Origin of the sequence: Bifidobacterium parmae, from assembly GCF_002860365.1 — a bacterium.
GTDB classification, from domain to species: domain Bacteria; phylum Actinomycetota; class Actinomycetes; order Actinomycetales; family Bifidobacteriaceae; genus Bifidobacterium; species Bifidobacterium parmae.
Window position 1 is genome coordinate 20,344 of sequence record NZ_NMWT01000009.1, and the last position, 24,491, is coordinate 44,834.

A 24,491-nucleotide genomic window follows, 5' to 3' on the forward strand; every position below is an offset into this window, starting at 1 on the left:
GTGACCGGCCGAGTGCTCCCCGCCGGTGGGGATTGACGCCTGCAGGCCGGCTGAGTGCTCTCGCTCCCGCTGGCGGGAGCTGTCGAACGCAGTGAGACTGAGGGTGGTCTTTGAGGGTGGTCTTCCGGCCGGCCCCGATATCGCGCCACTAACCACCCCCAGTCGGCTTCGCCGACAGCCCCCGCCAGCGGGGGCGAGCTCTGACCCGTAGGGCGCCCGACAGCCGGGATGCGCAATCGCCCTCCGCCGGTGGGGCGGGCTTGGGGCGACTTCTTCCTTATCGTCGCGCGGGCGACCGCCCTCCGCCGGTGGGGGCGCCTTTTGCTTTCCTCCTGTGGGCCATTCGTTCCGTCTATCAAGACATCGCTCTATACTTGACCGCGTATGCAAGGATGCCCTCGCCGTCGCTTGTCGGCTTCGCCGCCGCGGGCGCTCCGGGGCGTTCACGATCGTGAAGTATGGAGAAGGAAGATGTCGAAGAACATCATGACGCGAGTGGGGATGGGGGTCGTCGGCGCGCTCGCCAGCGCGGCGATGCTCTTCTGTGCCCTGCCCGCTCAGGCGGCCACCGGTTGGAGTGCGCTGTCCACTACGGAAAAGAAGTCGTCCTACGGCTACTTCGTCTGGAAGTCCGAGAACGCGTCGGATGCCTCCGAGAAGGCCACCGCTGCGGATGCGGCCGATTTGTTGAAGACCGCCCATTTTAAGGATTTGACCAATATCGGAGCCGCGGATGATGCAACGTCCTTGGCTAACATGGAAGTTTCCATCGAACAGATTATTTCCATCAATGCTTTCCGCTCTTCATTGACGAATGAGCCGTGCCGCACTGATTTGCCGAAGGGAAACCCGGCTCGTGCATGTGATGATAATGGTAGCGGGCTGACTCCTCTGAAGGTCACCGATAAGATGATGGCCGCGTCGCAGTCCAATGTCAATTATTCATCGCATCATTGGGGGCATGCGGCCAATAACGGTCAGAATTGGGATTTCGCTCTCGAAAATCTCTATACCAGTAGTGCCTACAATCCGTGGACCTCGGATAATCAGTCTGCGGCGGTAAAAAGCTGGTATTCGGAAATCAGTAATTACGATGACCATCCGTTGGATTGTGGCTCTTCTGCCCAAATCGGCCATTACCGTGCTTTGACCAATAAGATTTGTGTCACGAATGAGACCAAGGTTGAGGTTCTTCCGTTCTCCACGACTGGTTTGGCCATTGCTCGGCACGCGAATTTCAATGGAAACGATTATGCGAATGGCATGACTCAATCTCAGGTGTATGGAGGCATGCAGTGGATGGGTTCATCCGGGTATGAATACGATGCTTCCAACTATCTCAGCGATTTCAAGGCCTACGTCGCCAAGGTGAATGAGCTGGGCAAGAAGTACACCGTCACGTTCGACTCGAACGGCGGTTCCGCCGTGGCCACGCAGACCGTGGATTCCGGTAGCGTCGCGACCTCGCCGACCGCGCCGACCAGGTCCGGCTACACGTTCGGCGGCTGGTACTCCGACGCGAAGCTCACCACCAAGTACGACTTCAACTCCGGCGTCACCGGCAACATCACCCTGTACGCGAAGTGGGATCCGATCACCATCACCTCGCTCGATGACGCCACCGCCGTCTCCACGCCCGCCGGCGTGGCCCCGACCCTGCCCGCACAGGTGACCGCCCACTATAGCGACGGCTCCGAGCAGCCGGTCGATGTCACGTGGGATTCCATCGCCCCGAACAAGTACGCCACGGCGGGTAAGCGCTTCACCGTGAACGGCACCGTCAGCGGCACCGCCATCAAGGCCAAGGTCACGGTGAACGTGACCGACGCCGTGCCGACCGGTGCCGTCGCCGCGCAGTCCTCCGTCTCCACGATCGCCACGCACGCGCCCGATCTGAGCCAGGTCAAGGCGACCGTTACCTACTCCGACGGCGCCACGCAGCAGGCCGACGTCACGTGGGATGCCGTCACCCCGGACCAGTACGCCTCTGAGAACGCCAACGGCTTCGACGTGAACGGCACGGTCGCCGTGGGCGACAAGTCCTTCACCGTCACCGTGAAGGTGATCGTCACCGCGCGCACCATCGCGTCCGTCACCGCGCCGGCCGACCAGACCGTCGACTCCGGCAACGAACCCACGTACCCGGACACCGTCGACGTCACGTACAACGACGGCGAAACCGGCACCGCGAACGTCACGTGGACGAAGCTCACCAAGGCCGAGTACGGCAAGCGCGCCGGCGGCGAGTTCACCGTCAACGGCACCGTCGACGGATACGCGAAGGGCGTCTCCTTCAAGGTGACCGTCAAGCCCGCCACCGTCCAGTCCGTCGAGCCGTCCGCCACCACCGCGCAGACCGTCGTCGACCAGACGCCGGACCTGAGCAGCATCACGGCGACCGTCACCTACTCCAATGGCGACACCGAGACTGCGGGCATCGACTGGCCGCAGCTCACCAAGGACCAGTTCAAGACCGTAGGCGACCGCGTGCAGGTCACCGGTTCTGTGACCGTCGACGACACGAAGCATGACGTCACCGTCACCGTGACCGTGGTCAACGCCACCGTCACGAAGGTCGAATCCCCGCAGCTCGCCGCGGGCGCCGACGCCAACGTGACCGTCGACTCCGGCACGTCGCCCGAAACCGCGCTCAACGCGCTGAAGGCGACCGTCACGTGGTCGAACAGCACCACGACGCAGGAATCCGTGACATGGGACGAGCCGAACAAGGCCGACTACACCAACCGTAAGGGCGGAACGTTCCCCGTCAACGGCACCGTCACCATCGCCGGTACGGACTACCCGGTGAAGGCCACCTACAAGGTCAATCCGGCCACCGCGCAGAAGGCCGAGCTGGCCGACGGCACCACCACGGTCACCGTCGACTCCGGCACCGATCCGACCGGCGAGCTGCCGAAGACCGCGACCGTCACCTGGTCCAACGGCGACACGACCACGAGCCCGATCACGTGGGTCACCACGTCCTACACGAAGGACGACTACGCGAAGCGCGAGGGCGGTTCCTTCACCGTCAAGGGCAAGGCCACCGGACTCGACGTGACCGTCACCGTCAAGGTCAACCCGGCCACCGTGACCGTCCACACCGAGCCCGTGACCATCGGCACCACGGTCGGCGTGCAGCCGAACCTGCCGGATCACACCACCGCCGAGTGGTCCAACGGCGAGACCGACACCATCGCCGTCACGTGGCCGGCCATCGCCGCAGACAAGCTCGACACGACCGGTTCGTTCGAGCTTGAAAGCAACCCGTTCACCGTGGACGGCAAGGACTACACGATCAAGGCGACCGTCACCGTGACGGCGGCCACCGTGCAGTCCGTCGACCGCGACGTGAAGGTCACGACCACCGCCGGCAAGGCGCCCGTCCTGCCGAAGACCGTCAAGGCCCACTGGTCCGACGGCTCCACGACCGACGCGGCCGTGACGTGGAACGACGTGCCCGCCGCCAAGTACGCGAAGGCCGGCACCTTCTCCGTGAAGGGCGTCGCCACCGTGAACGGCACCGACTACGAGGTGACCGCCACCGTGACCGTCACCTCCGGCGACAAGCTGGTGCAGACCCCGAGCAACAACACGAACGCGAACAACACGCTGACGACCACCGGCTCCAGCGTCGCGATCATCGCGGTCATCGTCGTGCTGCTGGTCATCGCCGCCGTCGCGCTCTTCGTTCTCACCAAGCGCAAGAAGCAGTGACGCGCCCCGGTCCGCAGGGCTGAACCGAACGCGTGAAACCGGTCAGCGGTAGTTGCCGCCGACGAATCAGCCCCCTGAAGTGGCCTCCTTCCCCATCCGGGAAGGAGGCCACTTCGCGTATTCGCCCCACATCACGGGCCGTCACCGCCCGGTGAACCACGCTTCGAGCGCGTCCGCGTCGGCACGTTGCAGAAACCGGAACCGGATCCGGGCCATGCCGTTCATCACGAACAGGCGCATGCGCAGACCCTCCACGCCACGCGCGTCGCGCCACGGCGTGGTCATGCGCGTCACCGACTGCACGCGCGCCCGCCGCGTCACCATCGCGAACAACCCCCACCGCGTCGCCCCCGTCACCAGAATCCGGTGCGGAAGAGCATCGCCATCCGGCAGAATCACGTACCCCTCGGTTCGCGATTGCAGCCACCGGCAGACCGTCCACCACGATCCCGCCGCAAGCGGCACGATCATCACCCACCACGGCCACGAGCCGGTCGCCGGGCCGCCCACGCCCACAAGCAGTGTGGCGACGGCCGTCGCGGCGAGCGGCATCGTCACGTAGTACCGTGCGAGGCCGAGACCCGTGCGACGGGTCGGTGCCGTCGCGGCGAACATGTCCGGGACATCCCATTCGGGCAGCATCACGCGCAACGTCACAGCCACGCGGCGTGCGCCGATGACCGGCAACACGACCGCGGCGGACGCGACATCGTCATCCTTCGTCGCGGCTGACAATCCGAGCCGCACCGAACACAATCCGAACGCGCGGCGCGGCAACGACTGCGACACGACGATCGTCTGCACGCGGGCCGTCGGAATCGTTGTCGCGCGACGCGTGAACAGGCCGCGTTCGACGATCAGGTCGTCGCCGCGCCGCCGCACCTCGAACCCGTGGAAATGCAGCAGGGAGATCACGACGCTGACGAGCATCAGCAGGACGACGCATGCCAGGACGAGCAGCGCGATCGCAACGGCGCCCTGCGAGGCGTAGTCGCCGATCGACCGTTCCGCGGTGCGCGTGAGCGCGTGGGGCAGCATGTCCTGCGCATTCTGGACGAACCCGAACACGACGATCGCGGCCGCGACGATACGCGGATCAGTGACGGCGAACAGAAGGATGTCGCGCGTCGATGCACGGAACACGGGTGCGCGGGTGGGGCAGGAGGTGACGATGCCGGCGCGCGGAGTGGTGGGGACGGTCGCGGTGCTGGTTACCGTGTCGGTGGCTGCCGTGGCGACCCCATCCGTGGCGGTCCCGGTCGTGGAGGCTCCGGTCGGGGAATCGGCGTCGGTCCGCGGTGTCGAGGTGCCGAATCGTGCCGCGCCGGACGCGTCGGCACGTCGGCGTTCCAACTCATCCTGCAATGCGGCCGGAACCGCGCTCAGATCGATGTCGGCGTCGTCGCCGACCGGAGAGACCGTCAGGCGGATCACGCCGAACGGGCGCAGACACCACGGGCTCGCGCTGTTCACCGCATGGATCGAACCATAGGCGATGGCGCGACGCCTGTGGAACAGCACGCCGGAACGGTATTCGAGCATCGTGGCGGACAGTCGGTATCGGGTCGACAGCCACGCGCAGAGCGGCGCGACCGCCACGTAGGCGACGATCGCCGCGGCCGCCAGCCACAGCCACCATTCATGCCGCATCAGCGAAACGCGGACGATCACGATGAACGAGAGCAGCAGCGAGACCGTGCCCTTCGCGTTCGACGCCACACGCACGATCAGCGCCGCCGGGTGGAGCCGACGCCAGCGGAGTGCGGCTGTGGCGGGAGCGGGTGCTGCGGGAGTTGGGGCTGAGGGGGCTGAGGCTGTGGCGGGAGAGGGCATCACAGGTCCTCCCTGGCGTCGGCCACGCGGTCCGCGATCGTCGCGACCATGCGTTCGGCCTCCGCGGTGTCCAACGCGGCGATCTCGGTCGTGTCGGCCGCTGTATGCACGACCACCGTGGTCAATCCGAACCGGCGCTGCACCGGATTCTGCCGCGTGTCCACATGTTGCACGCGGTTGTACGGAGTGGTCGTGGATCTGCGCCACAACCAGCCGGTGCGTGTGGCGAGGTCGCGCTCGCCGATGCGGAAACGCGTGAACGCGTACCGGTATTTCGTCTGCAACGGCTGGGTCGCGAGGTCGCCGACCGCGTAGGCCGCGGCGAGCGCGGCGACCAGCTGCGTCCAGAACCCCCACCAATCGTGGGATATGCAGATCGCCATGAACACGCCGCACGCCGCCAGCCAGACCGCGCACTGGATCGCCTCGTTGATGAGCCACACCGTCCGCACCCGCTCCGGCAGCGCACGCCACACGGTTTCGGCCATGTCGCCGCTCCCCGTGTGGTCGTTGCGCGTCATGTCTGCCGCCTCCCGGGTTCCTCGTTCCACTCCCGCTGTCCGGGTTTCTCGTTCTGCTCCCGCTGTCCGGGTTCCCTGTTCCGCTCCGTCGTCTGGGTTCCCTGTTTCGTCAGCGTAGTCCGGGTTTCTCGTTCCGCCCGTGCCGTCTGGGTTCCCTGTTTCGCCAGCGTCGTCCGGGTTCCCCGTTCCGCCCGCGTAGTCCGGGTTTCTCGTTCCGTCCGTGCCGTCCGGGTTCCCCGTTCTGCCCCCGCTGGCGGGGGCTGTCGGCGCAGCCGACTGGGGGTGGTCGTGCTCCCACCCTCTGATGTTGTTGATGCCCTCCTTGAGTCCGTTCATACGCTTCACTGTATCGAATATATCGAATCGAGGTGTATCGAGCGAGGCGTGGCGCTGCCGTCCATACGTATGCTTGCGGGCTTTGCGATTCGCCATGGTGGTCGGCTCACGATGCTTGGCCATGATGTTCAATGAACGGTCATGTTACGTTCAGGAACGGGGAATAGGTTGGCACCATGAATACGAATGAAGGGCGTCCGCAGGGGGATGCGAATCCACAGGCGCAACAATCCGAGCAGGAACAACGGGAACAATGGGATGCGACACAGCGGTCGCGGTACGGGAGCCCTGCGCAGGCAGGCGAGCCGGTGAGGCCGGGGGAGCCGGTATTGCCAGCGGAATCGGTACGGCCTCCGGAATCCGCAGGAAACGAGGAGGGGACCGTGGGGGTTCCGGGTGAACCTGCATGGTCGGGGCGCGAACCTGCGTGGTCTGGAGATGGACCTGTAGGGTTTTCGGACGGACGTGTAGGGTCCGAGGGGCGACCTGTAGGTTTTGGGGACGAACGTGTAGATGCCGCGGGCCAACCTGTACGGGGTGGTCGAGTAGAAGCTCCTGCCGGACCGTTTGCCGGTTCGGGAAATCCGCGGAATACCGCGGTTTCCGAAAACCCGGTGACAGTGCCGGGCGCCGGTCTTCAGCAGGGGACTGCGCAGGTTGCGACTGAAAACCTACACGTTGCCGGCGAAACTCCGCACGTTGCACCGGAAACCATGCAGGTAGGTGCCGAAACCATGCAGGTTGGCCTTGGAGCACCGCAGGTCGGTCGTGTTCCGCAAGGTCGTGTTCCGCAAGGCGGTGTTCCACAAGGCGGTGTTCCGCAAGGCGGTGTCTCCCAAGGTGGCGTGCCGCAGTCCGGCGACGTGAATCCGCAGGCTTCTCCCGTGGATTTCTCGTCGTCATGGTCCGGTTCCCCATATCAACAGCCGATGCAGCCGAATCCGGGGGAGTGGGCGGTAGATATGGGGCCGCAACCCACGCCGTATTCCCGGCAGGCGGCGCCCTTCGCCCAGTACCCGGCGCAGCCTGCCCAGTATCCGCAGCAATCCGTTCAGTACGAGCCGCAACCCTCCCAGTACCAGCTCAGGCCCGCCCAATACGCGCCGCAATCCGTGCAGTACCCGCGGTATGCTGCGGGCGCCCCTGCTGCTTCGCCGGCTTCCCCGGTTCCCGCGGCCGCCGGCATGCCGACGATTCCGATGGGCGCGCCGACGGGGACCGCCGGAGCCCCGGGTGCCGTCGCTACGCCGGGGGCCGCTGCCATCGCTACGCCGGGGGCCGCTCCCATCTACCCGCCGCAGCCTCAATCCCAATCCCAACCTCAGCCCCAGCTTCAGTACCAATCCCAACCTCAACCTCAACCCCAGTCCCAGTACCAGCCCCAGTACCAACCCCAGCCGATGTGGCCCACCTACTACGCACAGCCGATGCCCATGCCGATGGCGGTGCCGACGTTCGCGGCCATCGACCCGCGCGCATGGTGGCGCACATGGCGGCGCAAGGTCGTCAACCGCGCGATGGGTCTGACGCTCGCCTATGACGCCGTGATGGTGGGCATGAGCATCGTCGTCGGCATCGTCTTCGGCGTGATCTACGCCGCGATGAATCCGGGCGGCGGCTCGTCGTCCTATGACAGCGCGTTCAACCGGTGGACCGGCGTGATGAGTCTCATCGCCGTGTTCTCCGCGGTCGGATTCCTCATCCTCATGCGCCACCGCGACATCTTCACCCGCGAATACTGGTTGGGCGGCCCGCATCGGGAGACCTACGGCGAGATGAACCAGGTGGGTACGGTCAGCCAGTATGGCGGCCGGCGCATGACGCCGCTCGCCTGCCTCGCGATCATCGTGGTCGCGTTGGGCGTGCAGGGCGTGATCGTCCTCATCCAGCTCGCGTTCTCGATGCTCGGCACTGATTTGGCATCGCCCACGTCGGACAGCATCAACGAATCCGCCGTCACCGTGAGCATGTGGCTGTACATCGGTCTGGTCGGGCCGATCTGCGAGGAGATGATGTTCCGCGGCGTGCTGATGAAGGAATTGAAGCCGCTCGGCAAGAACTTCGCGATCTTCACGTCGGCGCTCGCGTTCGGTCTGTTCCATGACGACGTGGTGCAGGGATTCTTCGCGTTCCTGTTCGGTCTGGTGCTCGGCTATGTCGCGATGGAGTATTCGCTGGTCTGGTCGATCGCGTTGCACATCTTCAACAACGCGATTCTGTCCGGCGTGGTCGACGGTCTCGCCAGCCATTTCCTCAGCAACATGGGGTATGGCATCTTCTCGCTCGCATTGGCGTTGGTCGGCGTGGTCGGCGCGATCATCGTGCTGATCGTCGGGCGGAAACAGATCGGCGGGTTCCTGCGCGTCAACCGCAGCGGTCAGGACACGTATTTCGGTTGGACGTCGTGGGCGTTCATCGTGTTCGTCGTGCTCAACGCGTTGTATGCGATCATCTCGTTCGTCTCCGCGATGCTCGGCTGAACGGAGCGATGCCGTGCTCGCATGCGGCCTCCATCCTGTCTTATTTCGTGCGGTTCGTTCCGCGGGCGGCCCGGTTCGCTCCCGGGTATGCATGGATTCGCTCCGTGATTTCCATCGGTTTTCCGTGGCGAATCGGGGAACGAACCATGATCAGCGGGAACGCACCATGACTGATGGGGGATTGCGCGGCGAGCGATGTACCTCTGAAGGCGCGTCGTTTGTGTATGACGGTGCTTATGCTGGAGAATGGACAGATAGGCGAGCGTATCCGCCGATTGCGGCGATTTCCGCTCGACGTCGCGCAGGGACGCACCGTCATCGCGCAGTCGTTCTCTGCGCACGGACACGCGCACAGCCACACGCACAGAGCCGAGGAGAATCGAGAACACCATGAGTCAGGACATCCAGCAGTCCGAACCGTTCTACGACGTGAACCGCACCTATGAGGACAACTACGAGCAGGGCCCGTTCGGCGCGTTCGCCGAAGCGCTGCAGCGGGATGAGGAGGCTGTCTCCGCCGAGACTCCCGCCGACTCGTTCCTCGGGGTGCCGGTGAACCTCGCGTTCGGCATCCCGGCCGGGCCGCTGCTCAACAGCCGTTTCACGACGGCCGCGTTCCGCATGGGCTTCGACCTGGCCACCTACAAGACGGTGCGCTCGCGCGCGTGGGGCTGCAACCCGTTCCCGAACGTGCTCGCCGTGCACCCGCGCTCCGCGGACGGCTCACTCACCCCCGGCAGTCCCGAACTCGACGAGGGCGTGCTCGCCGACACGAACTACGAGCGTCCGATCTCCATCTCCAACAGCTTCGGCGTGCCCTCGCAGGACCCGGACCTGTGGCAGCCGGACATGTTCCGCGCGATCGCGGCGGCCGGCCCCGGCCAGCTGCTCGTCCCCGGCTTCCAGGGCTCCCGCGTGGAGGGCATGACCGAGGAGGAGTACATCGCCGACCATGCGACCACCGCGCGCCTCGTCAAGGAGACCGGCGCGAAGGTCATGGTGATGAACACGAGCTGCCCGAACGAGGGCCACAACGTGCTGCTGTGCCATAACCCGCTGCTCGTCGGCCGTATTGCCGAGGCGGTGAAGAACGAGATCGGCGACACGCCGCTTATGGTGAAGCTCGCCTACATCCCCGACGATGCGGCGCTCGAGCTCATGGTGCGGTCGACCGTGGGCCGCGGCACCGTGCAGGGCTTCAGCACGATCAACACGATCTCCGCGCGTCTCGTCGACGCGGAGGGCCGCCAGGCCCTGCCGGGCAAGGGCCGCGACCGTTCCGGCGTGTGCGGGCACGCGATCCGCGGCGCGGGTCTCGACATGGTCTCGCGCCTCGCCGCGATCCGCGAGAAGAGCGGACTCGATTTCGCGATCAACGGCGTCGGCGGCGTCGTGACGCCGGATGATTTTGCCGCGTACAAGCGCGCCGGCGCGGACAGCGTGATGTCCGCCACCGGCGCGATGTGGGACGCCGACCTCGCCCGCAAGATCAAGGCGAGTCTGTAGCGGTCTTGAGAAGATCGGCCCCGTAGACGAGGGGTACCGTTCCGTCATGCCCCCGCTGGCGGGGGCTGTCGGCGTCAGCCGACTGGGGGTGGTTGCGCGTGGGGACGCGTCGAGCCACCCCCACCCGCTTCGCGGGAGCCCCCGCCAGCGGGGGCGGCATGTGTCAGGCTTCGGGGGCGGCATTGTCAGGCTTCGGCGGCGGCCTTCATGGCGACGGCGCCGACGTAGTAGACGGGCTTGTCGAAGTTCGGCTGGAACAGGAAGTCCACGTTCGCGAGCTGGTCGATGGTGAACCTCGCCTGGATCGCCATCGAGATCACGTTCGCGGCGCCGGAGATGTCCGCCTTCGAGCAGAACTGGCCGCCCTTGACCTCGCGCGTCTCCGGATCCCACGTGAGGATCGACGTGACGGGCGTGGTGGTGAGCATGAAGTCGGGGCGGTAGTCCTCGGTCAGTTCGGTCTCGCGCACCGTCAGGCCGCGGCGTTCCGCGCCGGCCGCGGTCAGGCCGGACGCGGCGAGCGACAGGTCGTACAGCTGCACGGCGCTCGTCGCCTGCGTGCCGAGGTACTTGACGGTCGGCTCCGCGATGTTGCGGCCGACGAGCAGGCCCTGGCGCACCGCGTTCGTGGCGAGCGGGATGTAGTCGTGCTTGCCGGTCGGGTTGTAGAAGACGGTCGCCGAGTCGCCGCACGCGTACACGTCCGGCACGGAGGCGCGCATGTAGTCGTCGACGACGATTGCGCCGTTCGGCAGCATGTCGACCTGTCCCTTGAGCAGGTCCGTGTTCGGCAGGAAGCCGACCGCGAGGATCGCCATCTCGGCCGTGTATTCGCCCTTCTCGGTGACGACGGTGACGGTGTCGTCGTCGTTGTCGCGGAAGGCGGTTACCTTCTGGCCGAGCGCGAGCGTGACGCCGTGCTCCTCGAACGCGGCGGCTACCTGGTCGGTGATCTGCTTGTCGAAGTTGTTGGCGAGCGGACGGTCGAGGCCGTCGACGAGCGTGGTCTTGACGCCGGTGAGCGAGAACTGTTCGGCGATCTCCGCGCCGATGTAGCCGGAGCCGATCACGACCGCGGACTTCGCCTCCTTCGCCTTCTCCTTGATGGCGATGGCGTGGTCCCAGTTCTTGCACAGCAGCACGTGCGGGCTGTCGATGCCGGGGATCGGCGGCACGACCGGGCGCGAGCCGGTGGTGACGACGAGCTTGTCGAAGTGCAGCGTCCGCTCCTCTCCGGCCGAGTCTCCCACGCCCACGCCGATCGCGTCGACCGGACGGTAGGTGAGCGTCTTGGCGGCGACGTCGATGGACGTCACGTCGGTGCGCATGTGCATGGTCGCGCCCGCCTCGGCCAGCGCCTCGGGCGACGAGTAGAACATCTTCTTCGGGTCGGACACGTGGTCGCCGACCCACAGCGCGATGCCGCACGAGAGGAACGACAGCGTGCCGTTGCGCTCGAACACGTGGACGGTCCAGTCGGGATGCTCGGCGAGGATCGACGTGGCGGCGAAGGTGCCGGCGTGCGTGCATCCGACGATGGCGACGGTGGTCATGGATTATGCTCCTTTGCGTAGTGGTGCGGGTGGCGCGTTCCGGCAGTCTCCGATCGCCTGCCTTCCGTGAACGTTCACCTCTGCTGCCCACCATAGCAAAACGGCGACGACGGGTCCGCCGGGCACGCGGCGATCGCCGGCGATTGTGACGCGCGTCACAATCGCGGCGGTGGTCGCGGCGATGGCGGCGGCGATTACGCCGCCAGCCGCATCGCCACGTGCTTCACGGTGTTCGCACATGCCTTATGGCACACTGTTTGATAGTGTTTCGCGGTCCTGTTGAATCGAAAGAGGTAATCGTGGGCGAAAACGAGAACGACGTGCTGCACGTCGAAGGCGGCAAGCCGCTGAACGGCACGATCAAGGTGCGTGGCGCGAAGAACTTCGTCAGCAAGGCGATGGTCGCCGCGCTGCTCGCGCCGGGCAAGTCGGTGCTGAAGAACGTTCCGGAGATCCGCGACGTGCATGTCGTGTCGGACCTGCTGCGCCTGCACGGCGTGGACGTCGATGTGGACGGCGATCATGGCGTCGTCACGATTGATGCGACGCACGTCCAGCTCGCCGACGTGGCGGACGTGGACACGCTGTCCGGTTCGTCGCGCATCCCGATCCTGTTCTCCGGCCCGCTGGTGCATCGTCTGGGCGAGGCGTTCATCCCTGCGCTGGGCGGCTGCAACATCGGCGGCCGTCCGATCGACTTCCATCTGGAGACGCTCAGGAAGCTGGGCGCGAACGTCGACAAGGAGCACAAGGACGGCATCCACATCACCGCGCCGAACGGGTTGAAGGGCGCGAAGATCCACCTGCCGTACCCGTCGGTGGGCGCGACCGAGCAGACGCTGCTCGCGGCCGTGCTCGCGGAGGGCAAGACCGAATTGTCGGGCGCGGCGATCGAGCCGGAGATCATGGATTTGGTGGCCGTGCTGCAGAAGATGGGTGCGATCATCAGCGTGGACGTGGACCGCACGTTCCGCATCGAGGGCGTCAAGGAGCTCAAGGGCTACACGCACACGTCGCTCACCGACCGCATCGAGGCGGCCTCGTGGGCGTCGGCGGCGCTGGCCACGCGCGGCGACATCTTCGTCAAGGGCGCGACCCAGCCGGAGATGATGACGTTCCTCAACGTGTTCCGCAAGGTCGGCGGCGAGTTCGACGTGACCGACAAGGGCATCCGCTTCTGGCATCCGGGCGGCGACTTGAAGCCGGTCGCGATCGAGACGGACGTGCACCCCGGCTTCATGACCGACTGGCAGCAGCCGCTGGTCGTGGCTTTGACGCAGGCGAACGGCCTGTCGATCGTGCACGAGACCGTGTACGAGAACCGGTTCGGGTTCACCAAGCCCCTGGTGCAGATGGGCGCGACGATCCAGCTGTACCGCGAGTGCCTGGGCTCCCTGCCGTGCCGCTTCCAGCAGCGCAACTACAAGCATTCCGCGGTGATCTTCGGACCGACCCCGCTCACCGGCCGCGACATCGACGTGCCGGATTTGCGCGGCGGCTTCAGCCACCTGATCGCGGCGCTCGCCGCGAAGGGCCCGTCCAACGTGCAGGGCATCAGCCTCATCGACCGCGGCTACGCCGACTTCCGCGGTAAACTCCACCAGCTCGGCGCCGACATCGACTGACGTCGCCGTCATGCTCGCCCCCGCTGGCGGACTGTTTGCCCCCGCTGGCGGGGGCTGTCAGCCGTAGGCTGACTGGGGGTGGTTTCGCGGGTGCGATTGAGACCACCCCCACCCGCTTCGCGGGAGCCCCCGCCAGCGGGGGCGGGGAAAAAGGCCGGGTCCGCTTTGCCGGCGGGGCGGGGGAAAAGGCCGGGCCGGGTCCGCTTTGCCAGCGGGGCGAGGGAAAAGGTCGGGCCGGGTCCGCTTTGCCGGCGGGGGCGGGGAAGGCTCGGCGCACGGGCCGCGGTAGGGGGCGAACGTAGAATAAGGCGCATGGCATCCAAAGGAAAACCGTCGCCGCGCTCCGCGGTCACACCGCTCTCCGACGCGCAGGTGGCGAACCTCGCGAAGAAGCATCATCTCGTCGACCCGATGCGCGACCTGCCCACCGGCCCCGACCGCCGCATCAACCAGCGCGAGATCGACGCGCAGAACCCGAACGGCACGCGCCGCCTGCTCAAAGGCGTCGACGTCGTCTTCAACGCGAGCTGCAAGACTCGCGCGTGGGGACTCGACAACATCCCCGAGGACGGCCCGTTCATCACCGCCGCCTCGCACGTGACCATGTTCGACGTGTTCGTGCCGATGGCCAGCATGTTCCACATGGGCCGCCGCCCCCGCTACATGGCCAAGGCCGAGATGGCCAAATGGCCGCTCATCGGCAAATGGTTCCAGATCGTCGGCATGCAGCCCGTCCAACGCCACTCCGGCAAGGCCAAACAGATCGAGGAGACCTCGATCGACATCCTCGTCTCCGGCCGTCCGCTCACCGTCTGGCCCGAAGGCACCGTCACCCGCGACCCGCAGAAATGGGTGATGAGCATCAAGGAGGGCGCCGCCTACATCGCGCTCGAAGCGTCCCGCCGGCTCGGCAGGCAGGTGCCGCTGTTCTGCGCCGCCACGTGGGGCGCCGCCTCCATCAACCACTGGTGGCCGTGGCCGCGCAAGAACGTCGTCATGTGCTACGACCACCAGCTCGACTACGCGGACCTTCTCGAAGGCATGGAGCACTGGGGCGACGAGCCGCCGGCCGAAGCCGTCGAAACGCTCAAATGGCGCATGTTCATCCGCCTCAACGAACTGCTTGAGGAGATCCGCGGCGAGAAGTTCCCGGCGGAAGGCTACTGGGACTACCGCACGATGAGCCGCAAGCCGATCGCTTCGGCGTGAGCGGCGAGTAGCATGGCACGAAGGTCACGAAACAGTCACGAATCGAAAGTAAGGAATCACACAGCATGAAGATCACTGTTCTCGGCGCCGGCGCATGGGGCACCGCATTCGGCCAGGTGCTGGCCGACGCGGGCAATGACGTGACGATGTGGGCGATGGAGCCCGAAATCGTCGCAGGCATCCGCGACAACCACCGCAACCACGTGAGGCTCCCGTTCATCGAGCATCTGCCGGACAATATGACCGCCACCGGCGACCGCGCCGAATCGGTCAAGGACGCCGAGATCGTCGTCGTCGCGATCGCCGCGCAGTTCGCGCGCGTCGCGCTCGCCGAATTCAAGGGCCTCATCCCCGACGACGCGATCGTCGTGAGCCTCATGAAGGGCATCGAACGCAACACGAACAAGCGCATGGACGAGGTCGTGCGCGAATCCCTCGACCTGCCGGCCGAGCGTTTCGCCGCCGTCTCCGGCCCGAACCTGAGCAAGGAGATCGCGCTGCGCCAGCCCGCCGCGACCGTCGTCGGCTGCGAGAACCTCGACAACGCGACCAAGGTCGCCAAGGCGTGCACCACCGACTACTTCAAGGCGTTCGTCACCACCGACGTCATCGGACTGGAGATGTGCGGCTCGCTGAAGAACGTCGTCGCGCTCGCCGTCGGCATGGCGCGCGGCGCCGGCTACGGCGAGAACACGGCCGCGATGATCGAGACGCGCGGTCTCGCCGAACTCACCGCGCTCGGCAAGGCCGCCGGCGCCGATCCGAAGACCTTCGCCGGTCTCGCCGGCGTGGGCGACCTGATCGCCACGTGCGGCTCCCCGCTGAGCCGCAACTACACGTTCGGCGCGAACCTCGGCAAGGGCCTGAGCAAGGAGGAGGCGACGAAGGTGAGCAACGGCGTCGCCGAAGGCGTGCCCACCACCGACGCGGTCGTCGCGCTCGGCGACGAGCTCGGCGTGCCAACGCCGCTCGCCTACGCGATGAGCCGCGTGCTCGACGAGGGCATCTCCTGCGCCGAGATGCTGTCCCAGCTGTTCGGCCGCGAAATCACCGCGGAGTAGGATACGGTATCCGGAACGATTCGGTAATTCGGCAAAGAGCACTAGAGAAACGGACGAGAAAACGACTATGACCAAGAAGCGCATCGTGGTGTTGTACGGCGGCAGGGCCGACGAGCATTCGATCTCCTGCATTTCGACCGCCGGCGTGCTGAACGCGCTCGACGCCGACCGTTTCGAGGCGGTGCCGGTCGGCATCACCAAGGACGGCAAGTGGATCGTCGACGGCGAGGACCCGCGCGGCTGGAACCTCGACGGCGGCGCGCTGCCGACCGTCGAGAGGACCGCCGGCGCGCGCGACGTCGTGCTCGACGTGGCGCGCGGCCAGGATGGCTTCTTCGCGCGCAATGCGGACGGCACGCTCGAGCCGTTCGGCCACGTCGACGCCGTGTTCCCCGTGCTGCACGGCCCGTACGGCGAGGACGGCACCGTGCAGGGCCTGCTTGAGATGATGGACGTGCCGTACGTCGGATGCGGCGTGTTCGCGTCCGCCGCGTGCATGGACAAGCATTACACGAAGGTCGTGCTCAACGCGGCCGGCATCTCCACCGCGCCCGGCGTGATGGTCGACGCCCGTTCCGTCCGCCCCGAGGAGGCGCTGGAGCGCGTCGCCGAGGCTGGTCTCGCGTACCCGCTGTTCGTCAAGCCGTCGCGCGCCGGCTCCAGCTTTGGCGTGACGAAGGTCGAGGAGGCCGATTCGCCGGAGGCGCAGGCCTCCCAGCTCGGCGCCGCCATCGCCGAAGCCGGCAGGCATGATTGGAAGGTGCTCATCGAGCAGGGCATCGACGGCCGTGAGATCGAGTGCGCGGTGCTCGCCGCCGCCCCCGGCGACGAGCCGGAGGCCAGCTGGCCGGGCGAGATCGTGCTCGACCATCAGGACGACGACCAGTTCTACGATTTCGACTCCAAGTACATGGACGCGTCCGCCAGCCATGTCGAAGTGCCCGCCGACCTGCCGGTCAGCGTGCTCGAGGACGTGCGTGACGTCGCCCGACGCGCGTTCGTCGCGGTCGACGGCGCCGGCCTGAGCCGCGTGGACACGTTCGTCACCGCGGACGGCACCGTGATGGTCAACGAGATCAACACGATGCCCGGCTTCACGCCGATCTCCATGTATCCGAAGGCGTGGGACGCGACCGGCGTGAGCTACACCGCGCTCATCACCCGCCTCATCGAAGGCGTGCTGCGCTAGACGCCTGGATGTCGGGCCGGTGATGCACGCCGGTCGATCGTCGGGGAGGGTCCCGCCGTCGCGGCGGGACCCTCCCCGCGTTTTTCCCCCTCGCCCCGATGTTGACGCAAACAACGTAAGCGTCACAATTCATCTGCGGATTCCGAGTGTTCATCGATTCGTCGCGCAAGGTCGCACGGCGTTCACCGGGGCGTCGGTGTCGGGACGGATAACGGACGTACCTTTCTCAATTGGATTACGGGTCGCGCGCCCACGGCGCGGACGAAGACCCCGATTCCCTAGAGGCAACTCCCTAGAGGCAAGTTGAGTAAAGGAACACCCATGAAGAACCTGCGTAAGATCGCGGCTGGCGCCATCGCCACCGTGCTCGCGTTCTCGATGGCCGCCTGCGGTTCGTCGAACGCCTCCTCCAGCAACGGCTCCGGCTCCACCGGCAAGTCCGTCACCGTCGACCAGAAGTCCGCCAAGGCCACCTCCCTCGCCGACTTCGGCACCATGGACGACCTCGTCAAGGCCGCCGAGAAGGAAGGCGCGCTGAACGTCATCGCCCTGCCGCACGACTGGTCCAACTACGGCGAGGTCATCTCCACCTTCAAGAAGAAGTACCCGAAGATCAAGATCACCGAACTCAACCCGAACGCCTCCTCCAAGGAGGAGCTCGACGCCGCCAAGACCAACAAGGGCACCGACGCCGCCCCGGACGTCTTCGACCTCGGCCAGCAGATCGCCGCCACCTCCACCGACTCCTTCGCCCCGTACAAGGTGCAGGCGTGGGACAAGATCCCGGATGAGGACAAGGACGCGAACGGCGCCTACTACGCCGACTACACCGGCATCATGTCGATCGGCTGGAACAAGGACAAGTACGGCGAAATCAAGTCCTTCAACGACCTGCTCGACCCGAAGTTCGCCGGCACCGTCGCCCTCAACGGCAAGCCCGCCGAGGCCGGCGCCGCCTTCAACGGCTACCTGATGGTCAACCAGCTGGCCGGCGGCGACATCAAGAACGTCCAGCCCGGCCTCGACTTCTTCAAGAAGCTCAAGGACGCCGGCAACCTCACCACCGTCGACGTGACCAACGGCACCATCGACTCCGGCCAGACCGGCGTCGTCATGGACTGGACCTACAACCAGGCCTCCTACAAGAAGGAGCTGAAGAGCAAGGGCGTCAACTGGGAGTACAAGACCTTCCCGAAGGCACAGGTCGTCAGCTACTACAACCAGGCCATCAACAAGGACGCGCCGCACCCGGCAGCCGCCCGCCTGTGGGAGGAGTACCTGTACACCGCCGAAGCCCAGAACCTGTGGTTCAAGGGCGGCGCCAACCCGGTGCTGCTCGACTCGATGAAGCAGGACGGCACCGTCGACCAGGCCACCCTCAAGGACGCCGTCACCATCGAAGGCAAGCCGGTCAGCTACACCAACGACGACGCCACCCGCATCACCGACTGGCTGCAGAACAACTGGGACAAGACGATCGGCAACTGAGCCGGTCGGACATCCGCAGCGTCCAAGGGAACATACCCCATGACCGCAGCAATCGCACAGCACGGACCCGTCGCCGGCAAGGCCGCGGGTCCGTCCGCTACCTCCTCCGCCATCGCGCGGCATCGCAAGGAGCTCGGCACCTTCGCGGTGACGATCCCGTTCTTCGCGTACACCGCGTGCTTCCTGCTCGCCCCGACCGTCATCGTGGTCGTCGGCGCGTTCCAGACCCGTGACGGCGGCTTCACGCTCGACAACTTCGGCAAACTGTTCGAGCCGAACACCGTCTCCGCGTTCGTCACCTCCATCCTCGTGTCCGTTGCGTCCTCCGTGATCGGCGCGGTGGTCGGCGGCCTCGCCTCCTACGCGCTCGTCATCGGCTCGAAGCCGAACGGCCTGCTGCGCCGCATGGTCTCCGCGATCTCCTCCGTGCTCGCCCAGTTCGGCGGCGTGATGCTCGCGTTCGCGTTCATCGCGACGATCGGCATCAACGGCATCGGCACGATGCTCATCAAACAGGTGACCGGACTGACCGTCAACCCGAACTGGCTGAGCTCACTGCCGGGCCTCGTGACCGTGTACTGCTACTTCCAGATCCCGCTGATGATCATCATCTTCCTGCCCGCCGTCGATTCGATCCGACCGCAGTGGCGCGAGGCATGCGAATCGCTCGGCGGCAACACGTTCCAGTACTGGACGCGCATCGCCCTGCCGATCCTCACCCCCCGTTTCATCTCCGCGTTCCTGCTGCTGTTCGCCTCCGCGTTCTCCGCGTACGCGACCGCAGCGGCCCTGTTCTCGCAGCGTTCGATCCTCGTGCCGCTGATGATCCAGGGCGCGATGCGCAACGAGATGGATCCCAACCAGCAGGGATTCGCCCAGGTGCTGGCATTCGCGATGATCATCGTCGTGGCCATCGTCATGCTGCTGAGCCACGCCGTGGAAAAGAGGGCCGGACGTTGGCAGTGAACACCACCATCGAAACCACCGGCGCCGCCGCGACCGGCGCCGCCGCCAAGGGCGCGATGCCGCCGCAGCTGCGCGCCGCCCGCGTGCGCAAGCAGAGCGTCATCAAGTTCGTCATCCTGTTCGTCACGCTCGCGTTCCTGTTCGTGCCGCTCATCTCCATGCTCGTCTTCACGCTGCGCCACCCGCTGTCCGGACGCTGGTCCGCGGCCCCGTGGATCGCGATCTTCACCGGCAACGGCGAATCGCTCGGCGCCGACCTGACCGTCCTGTGGCAGGGACTCGGCGCCTCGCTCGCCCTGTGCGCCGTGACCGTCGTGCTCATGCTGCTGCTCATGGTCCCCACCATGGTGATCGTGCACATCCGCTCCAAGGCGCTCGAACGCGCCATCGAATGGGTCGCCACGCTGCCGCTGACCATCCCCGCCATCGTGCTCGTCGTCGGCCTCGGCCCCATCTACCGCTGGCTGAGCTCCGCCGTGCTCGACACCAACCCGATCTGGCTGTGCTTCGCCTACGTCGTGCTCGTCATGCCGTTCGCCTTCCGCGCCATCGCCGTCGGACTCAACTCCATCGACGTGAAGACCCTCGTCGAGGCGTCCCGCTCGCTCGGCGCCTCCTGGCCGAAGGTGTTCTTCCGCGTCATCATCCCGAACCTGTGGCAGTCGATTCTGTCCGCCAGCTTCATCTCCATCGCCGTGGTGCTGGGCGAATACACCGTCGCCTCGCTGCTCGGCCGCATGAACCTGCAGGTCGCGCTCTACCAGCTCGGCCAATCCAACTCCCAGATCTCCACCGCCATGTCGCTGCTCGCGCTGCTGTTCGGCGTGGTGCTGCTCGTCGCGCTCGACCTCATCTCCGAACACATCGGCAGGACGCGCGCGGGCGAAACCAAGGAAGGCAAGTAACCGATATGTCCCTCGTACAACAGAACGACGTCACGGCCGGCGGCGCCAAGCAGACCGAACACGAGTTCAAGAACGATCCGACCGCCACGCTCGAAGGCGTGCGCGGCAAGGACGTGACCAAGGCCGCCAAGGCCCTGCTCAAGGATTCCGCCACCCGCGGCGGCGGCATCCAGATGCAGGACGTCGTCAAGATCTACCCCGGTTCCACCGTGCATGCGCTCGACGACTTCAACCTCGACATCAAGCCCGGCGAGATGGTCGTGCTGCTCGGCGGCTCCGGCTGCGGCAAATCCACCGCGCTGCGCTCCCTCGCCGGCCTTGAGGACATCCAGGGCGGCCGCATCCTCGTCGGCGGACAGGACGTCACCGGCGTGCCCGTCAACAAGCGCGGCATGTCGATGGTGTTCCAGGCGTACTCGCTGTTCCCGCACATGACCGCCGTCGAAAACGTCGAATTCGGTCTCGAAGTGCGCGGCGTCGGCCGCGCCGAACGCCGACGCACCGCCATGGAGCATCTCGAACTCGTCGGCCTCGCCGACCAGGCGAACAAGTTCACCCAGCAGATGTCCGGCGGCCAGCAGCAGCGCGTGGCGCTCGCCCGCGCGCTCGCCATCAAGCCGCGCGTGCTCCTCCTCGACGAGCCGCTCTCCGCGCTGGACGCGAAGGTGCGCGTCCAGCTGCGCGACGAGATCCGCCGCATCCAGCTCGACACCGGCACCACCACCGTGTTCGTCACGCACGATCAGGAGGAGGCGCTCGCCGTCGCCGACCGCATCGGCGTGATGAACCACGGCCGCATCGAGCAGATCGCCGCCCCGCAGGACCTCTACCAGCGTCCCGCCACCGAATACGTGGCCACGTTCATCGGCCTGACGAACCGTCTGCCCGGCGCCTCCGACGGCGAGGAGGCGGTCGTGTTCGGCCAGCGCGTGCCGCTGCTGCCCGGCTCCAGGAAGGGCGATCCGGTGGCCGTGCTCGTGCGCCCGGAGAACATCGCGCTCGTGCGCGCCGACGCGGCCACGTCCGCGGCCGGCGAGCGCGCCCGCGTCGAGGTGATCCACTTCCTCGGCGCCGTGGCCCGCGTCGACTGCGAGATCTCCAGCGGCGAATACCAGCATTGGAACAAGGGCGAGCAGCTCAAGGTCACCGTGCAGCTGCCTGCGAACGAGCTGCCCGCCGGTCTCGCCGTCGGCGACGAGGTGGTCGTCACGCCGCGTCCCGTCGCCGCGCTCGCCTGCTGAGCGCCTGCGCGGCGTGCGTCGGCGGCGTGCTGGTGGCATGCGCCGTTCCGCGTCGCTTTGCATCGTCTTGCACGGCCTCCCACGGCGGTTGTTGTCAAAAGTGTGCAATCAACACACTTTTAACATGTTAAAAGTGTCGGAACAACACACTTTTGACAACAACGTACGGGGAAAGTTGTGATGGAGCCCGGCGGAATCTGTTGCTCCGGTCGTGTTCTGATTCGATGCGGCCTTTACTATGGGCGTGACTATTATAGTCGTAACTATAATAGTCACGCCCATAGTTTATGGTGGGCGGCATGGTGTTCATCGGACGCGACGACGATCTGGCGTTTCTCCAGGACTGCTATGACGATGCGAAGGCGCAGCTGGTCATCCTGTATGGCCGTCGGCGCATCGGCAAAACCGAGACGCTCGTGCATTTCTCCCAAGACAAGCCCACACTGTTCTTCGTCGCACAGACCGGCACCAAGGAGGAGCAGCTCGCCGAATTCACGCAACGCATGGCCGTACAGGGCGCGCCGGCCGGGAAATACCTCAGCCGATACGCGAACTGGAGCGACGCCCTCGGCGATCTGACCGAACTGCCGGAGCCCGCCGACGGGAGACGACGGCTCGTCATCATCGACGAATTCCCGTATCTGGTGAAATCCGATCCGACGCTGCCGTCCGTCCTGCAGAACCTGTGGGACCATCGGCTCCGCCACGAGAACCTGATGATCGTGCTGTGCGGCAGCGCCATGAGCTTCATCGAAAAGGAGATCCTGTCCGAAAAGGCCCCCCTGTACGGCCGCGCCACCGGCGTGCTGAAGATGCTGCCCATGCCGTACTGGGACGCAGTGCGGTTCTTCCCCGACTACTCCGCGGAAGACAAGGCGCTGGCCTATGCGATTCTCGGCGGCGTGCCGCAATACCTCGCCACCTTCGACCCGGAACGGCCGCTCGCATGGAACCTGAAACGGTACGTGCTCCGCCGTGGCGCCGCCCTGTACGCCGAACCCGATGTGCTGATGCGCGAGGAGTTCCGCGAGACCGCGAAATACAACACGATCATCCGCGCGATAGCGTTGGGCGACACCAAGCTCAATGACATCGCCACGCATACGCTGATTCCGATCGGCACCCTGGGGTTCTACCTGTCGTCCCTGATGGAGGTCGGCATCGTGGAACGCGAGTTCCCCGTCACGGCGAAACTCGCCGAACAGGCCAAGGGCACGCGGGGACTCTACCGGCTGGCGGACGATTTCTTCCGATTCTGGTATTCGTTCGTATACCCGAACCGTTCCGAACTGGAAAGCGGCGACATGGACGGCGTGTATGAGGAGGTCGTCGCCCCCGCGCTCCACGATTTCGCGGCGAGCGCCTTCGAGCGGATGTGCCGCGAATGGCTGCGTCGGCAAAGCCTGCGCGGCAAACTGCCGTACCGGGTCAACCGCGTCGGCCGATGGTGGGACAAAACCGACGAGATCGACGTGGTCGCCCTCGATCGCACCGGGCGGAAGGCCATCGCCGGCGAATGTAAGTTCCGGAACAATCCGATGGACCCCGCCATGCTCGACGTGCTGCGCGCCCGCGCGGCGAAGCTCAAGGTCGACGAGCGCTTGCTCATGATGTTCTCGTTGCATGGGTTCACGCCACAGTTGGATGCCATCGCCGCGGCGGACGATGCGGTGCGGCTGGTGGGCATGAGTGACCTGTTCGACTGACGGTCATGGTTTTGCGCCGGAACCGAGTGCCGTAAGCTGGGTGTATGAGTGATGAGCAGCCGCAGATGACACCGTCGCAGATGACACCGTCCCAGCAGTCCCAGCAGTCCCAGCCGGGGGACCCGTATCGGCCGTTCTTTCTGGAGGCGCACCGGCGGTTCACGCTGATCGGCGTCGGCCTGTGCGTGACGATCGCGTTCTGGGTGGGATTGAACATCGTCCTGTCCGGACTGCTGCGGCCGCTGTTCCCCGGCCCGGGCGGCGCGCCCATGTGGCTTTCGATGCTCATCTCGTCCGGTCCGCTGTACGCGGTCGCGATGCCGTTGGGATTGACCGTGCTCTCCCGCGTGCCCGCGTTGAAGGCCCGCGAGTTCCCGCTCGGCGGCAAACGGTTCTGGATGCTGATGGTCGCATGTTTCCCGATCATGACCGTCGGCGGTCTCATCGGGAACTGGCTGTCCCAAGCCGTCTCCGGCGGCGCGACCACGAACCGCGTCTCCGACATGGTGATGCAGTCGGACCCGTGGGTGAACGCGCTGTTCGTCGTGCTGCTCGCCCCCATCTTCGAGGAATGGCTGTTCCGCAGGCAGATCATCGACCGCACGCGCCGCTACGGCGAACGCACCGCCATCGTGCTGTCCGCGTTCACGTTCGCGCTGTTCCACATGAACCTGTACCAGTTCTTCTACGCGTTCGGCATCGGCCTCGTGCTCGGCTACGCGTACATGCGCACCGGCCGTCTGCGCTACTGCATCATCATGCACATGGTGATCAACACGTCAGGCTCGCTCGTGGGACCGGCCATCCTGAAACTCGTCGGCTCGGGCGGCGGCGACGTCGCGAAGCTGACCGACGGTTCGATGAGCGAAGCGGAGATGATGCGTCTCGCCGAGACGAATCCGACCGCCATGGCGGGCGTCATGCTGCTCGGCCTGTACGGGGTGCTGCTGGTCGCGCTCACCATCGCCGGCGCGGTGATCATCGCGTTGCACGCGAGGCGGCTCGAATTCTACGATCCGCCCGAACAGCTGCCGAAATGGTACGGCGCGCGCCTCGCGTTCCTCAACCCCGGCATGGCAGTCTACGTCGTGCTCACCATCGTGCTCGGACTGTGGCAGATGAGGCTGATCACGCTCCTCTGACCGCGATGCCCGT

At 66.0% G+C, this 24,491-nt stretch carries 17 protein-coding genes and 1 pseudogene; 14 read left to right on the top strand and 4 right to left on the bottom strand.

Going from position 1 to position 24,491, the window contains the following annotated elements; genetic code table 11:
- Positions 1-614: 614 nt before the first annotated feature.
- Positions 615-758: a hypothetical protein gene (locus Uis4E_RS12175; RefSeq protein WP_243394315.1), complete on the bottom strand. Its 144-nt coding sequence runs from the start codon at positions 756-758 to the stop codon at positions 615-617.
- Between Uis4E_RS12175 and Uis4E_RS12415 the strand changes: the two are divergent.
- Positions 757-1,143: pseudogene (locus Uis4E_RS12415) on the top strand (CAP domain-containing protein); the annotation flags it as partial. The gene Uis4E_RS12175 and the pseudogene Uis4E_RS12415 sit on opposite strands and share 2 nt — an antisense overlap.
- Before the next feature lie 147 nt (positions 1,144-1,290).
- A complete protein-coding gene (locus Uis4E_RS04055; RefSeq protein ID WP_243394316.1) occupies positions 1,291-3,717 on the top strand; it encodes an Ig-like domain-containing protein in 2,427 nt (808 codons plus the stop codon).
- A gap of 141 nt (positions 3,718-3,858) precedes the next feature.
- Here Uis4E_RS04055 and Uis4E_RS04060 read toward each other — a convergent pair whose 3' ends face one another.
- Positions 3,859-5,436 carry a PH domain-containing protein gene (locus Uis4E_RS04060; protein ID WP_165784843.1) on the bottom strand — a complete coding sequence of 526 codons (1,578 nt, stop codon included), beginning with the start codon at positions 5,434-5,436 and terminating at the stop codon, positions 3,859-3,861.
- Between the two features lie 113 nt (positions 5,437-5,549).
- Positions 5,550-6,071, bottom strand: a complete 522-nt coding sequence (locus Uis4E_RS11835; protein ID WP_165784844.1) for a PH domain-containing protein — start codon at positions 6,069-6,071, stop codon at positions 5,550-5,552.
- 1,763 nt (positions 6,072-7,834) lie between these two features.
- On the opposite strand from Uis4E_RS11835, the gene Uis4E_RS04070 reads away from it, so the two are divergent.
- Positions 7,835-8,887 (top strand): CPBP family intramembrane glutamic endopeptidase, encoded by a 1,053-nt coding sequence (locus tag Uis4E_RS04070; protein ID WP_243394317.1) that lies wholly within the window; start codon positions 7,835-7,837, stop codon positions 8,885-8,887.
- Between the two features lie 402 nt (positions 8,888-9,289).
- Positions 9,290-10,393 carry a beta/alpha barrel domain-containing protein gene (locus tag Uis4E_RS04075; protein WP_101622017.1) on the top strand — a complete coding sequence of 368 codons (1,104 nt, stop codon included), beginning with the start codon at positions 9,290-9,292 and terminating at the stop codon, positions 10,391-10,393.
- 185 nt (positions 10,394-10,578) lie between these two features.
- Here Uis4E_RS04075 and Uis4E_RS04080 read toward each other — a convergent pair whose 3' ends face one another.
- The gene (locus Uis4E_RS04080) at positions 10,579-11,946 is read right to left on the bottom strand and encodes an NAD(P)/FAD-dependent oxidoreductase (RefSeq protein WP_101621985.1); all 1,368 of its coding nucleotides are present in this window, start codon (positions 11,944-11,946) and stop codon (positions 10,579-10,581) included.
- A gap of 299 nt (positions 11,947-12,245) precedes the next feature.
- Here Uis4E_RS04080 and murA point away from each other — a divergent pair, with 299 nt between their 5' ends.
- From murA to Uis4E_RS04130, 10 genes are all read left to right on the top strand, one after another.
- Positions 12,246-13,571 carry a UDP-N-acetylglucosamine 1-carboxyvinyltransferase gene (murA, locus tag Uis4E_RS04085; protein ID WP_101621986.1) on the top strand — a complete coding sequence of 442 codons (1,326 nt, stop codon included), beginning with the start codon at positions 12,246-12,248 and terminating at the stop codon, positions 13,569-13,571.
- 312 nt (positions 13,572-13,883) lie between these two features.
- Positions 13,884-14,780 carry a lysophospholipid acyltransferase family protein gene (locus tag Uis4E_RS04090; RefSeq protein WP_101621987.1) on the top strand — a complete coding sequence of 299 codons (897 nt, stop codon included), beginning with the start codon at positions 13,884-13,886 and terminating at the stop codon, positions 14,778-14,780.
- A 65-nt stretch (positions 14,781-14,845) separates the two neighbouring features.
- The gene (locus tag Uis4E_RS04095; RefSeq protein ID WP_101621988.1) at positions 14,846-15,841 is read left to right on the top strand and encodes an NAD(P)H-dependent glycerol-3-phosphate dehydrogenase; all 996 of its coding nucleotides are present in this window, start codon (positions 14,846-14,848) and stop codon (positions 15,839-15,841) included.
- Positions 15,842-15,908: 67 nt separating this feature from the next.
- On the top strand, positions 15,909-17,030 hold the full coding sequence (locus Uis4E_RS04100; protein ID WP_101621989.1) for a D-alanine--D-alanine ligase family protein: 1,122 nt from the start codon (positions 15,909-15,911) through the stop codon (positions 17,028-17,030).
- 321 nt (positions 17,031-17,351) lie between these two features.
- Positions 17,352-18,518: an ABC transporter substrate-binding protein gene (locus tag Uis4E_RS04105; protein WP_101621990.1), complete on the top strand. Its 1,167-nt coding sequence runs from the start codon at positions 17,352-17,354 to the stop codon at positions 18,516-18,518.
- A 39-nt stretch (positions 18,519-18,557) separates the two neighbouring features.
- Positions 18,558-19,484: an ABC transporter permease gene (locus Uis4E_RS04110; protein WP_101621991.1), complete on the top strand. Its 927-nt coding sequence runs from the start codon at positions 18,558-18,560 to the stop codon at positions 19,482-19,484.
- 56 nt (positions 19,485-19,540) lie between these two features.
- Positions 19,541-20,389 (top strand): ABC transporter permease, encoded by an 849-nt coding sequence (locus tag Uis4E_RS04115; RefSeq protein ID WP_101622018.1) that lies wholly within the window; start codon positions 19,541-19,543, stop codon positions 20,387-20,389.
- A 5-nt stretch (positions 20,390-20,394) separates the two neighbouring features.
- Complete coding sequence (locus Uis4E_RS04120; protein ID WP_101621992.1) at positions 20,395-21,630, top strand: ABC transporter ATP-binding protein; 1,236 nt, start codon at positions 20,395-20,397, stop codon at positions 21,628-21,630.
- 299 nt (positions 21,631-21,929) lie between these two features.
- The gene (locus Uis4E_RS04125; RefSeq protein WP_101621993.1) at positions 21,930-23,336 is read left to right on the top strand and encodes an ATP-binding protein; all 1,407 of its coding nucleotides are present in this window, start codon (positions 21,930-21,932) and stop codon (positions 23,334-23,336) included.
- A 44-nt stretch (positions 23,337-23,380) separates the two neighbouring features.
- Positions 23,381-24,478 carry a CPBP family intramembrane glutamic endopeptidase gene (locus tag Uis4E_RS04130; protein ID WP_101621994.1) on the top strand — a complete coding sequence of 366 codons (1,098 nt, stop codon included), beginning with the start codon at positions 23,381-23,383 and terminating at the stop codon, positions 24,476-24,478.
- Positions 24,479-24,491: the final 13 nt, after the last annotated feature.

Coding starts and splice junctions, on each gene's coding strand:
- Uis4E_RS12175 (WP_243394315.1), bottom strand. CDS start 758: ATGTTAGCCAAGGACGTTGCATCATCCGCGGCTCCGATATTGGTCAAA.
- Uis4E_RS04055 (WP_243394316.1), top strand. CDS start 1,291: ATGCAGTGGATGGGTTCATCCGGGTATGAATACGATGCTTCCAACTAT.
- Uis4E_RS11835 (WP_165784844.1), bottom strand. CDS start 6,071: ATGACGCGCAACGACCACACGGGGAGCGGCGACATGGCCGAAACCGTG.
- Uis4E_RS04070 (WP_243394317.1), top strand. CDS start 7,835: ATGCCCATGCCGATGGCGGTGCCGACGTTCGCGGCCATCGACCCGCGC.
- Uis4E_RS04080 (WP_101621985.1), bottom strand. CDS start 11,946: ATGACCACCGTCGCCATCGTCGGATGCACGCACGCCGGCACCTTCGCC.
- Uis4E_RS04090 (WP_101621987.1), top strand. CDS start 13,884: ATGGCATCCAAAGGAAAACCGTCGCCGCGCTCCGCGGTCACACCGCTC.
- Uis4E_RS04095 (WP_101621988.1), top strand. CDS start 14,846: ATGAAGATCACTGTTCTCGGCGCCGGCGCATGGGGCACCGCATTCGGC.
- Uis4E_RS04100 (WP_101621989.1), top strand. CDS start 15,909: ATGACCAAGAAGCGCATCGTGGTGTTGTACGGCGGCAGGGCCGACGAG.
- Uis4E_RS04105 (WP_101621990.1), top strand. CDS start 17,352: ATGAAGAACCTGCGTAAGATCGCGGCTGGCGCCATCGCCACCGTGCTC.
- Uis4E_RS04110 (WP_101621991.1), top strand. CDS start 18,558: ATGACCGCAGCAATCGCACAGCACGGACCCGTCGCCGGCAAGGCCGCG.
- Uis4E_RS04115 (WP_101622018.1), top strand. CDS start 19,541: ATGCCGCCGCAGCTGCGCGCCGCCCGCGTGCGCAAGCAGAGCGTCATC.
- Uis4E_RS04120 (WP_101621992.1), top strand. CDS start 20,395: ATGTCCCTCGTACAACAGAACGACGTCACGGCCGGCGGCGCCAAGCAG.
- Uis4E_RS04125 (WP_101621993.1), top strand. CDS start 21,930: ATGGTGTTCATCGGACGCGACGACGATCTGGCGTTTCTCCAGGACTGC.
- Uis4E_RS04130 (WP_101621994.1), top strand. CDS start 23,381: ATGAGTGATGAGCAGCCGCAGATGACACCGTCGCAGATGACACCGTCC.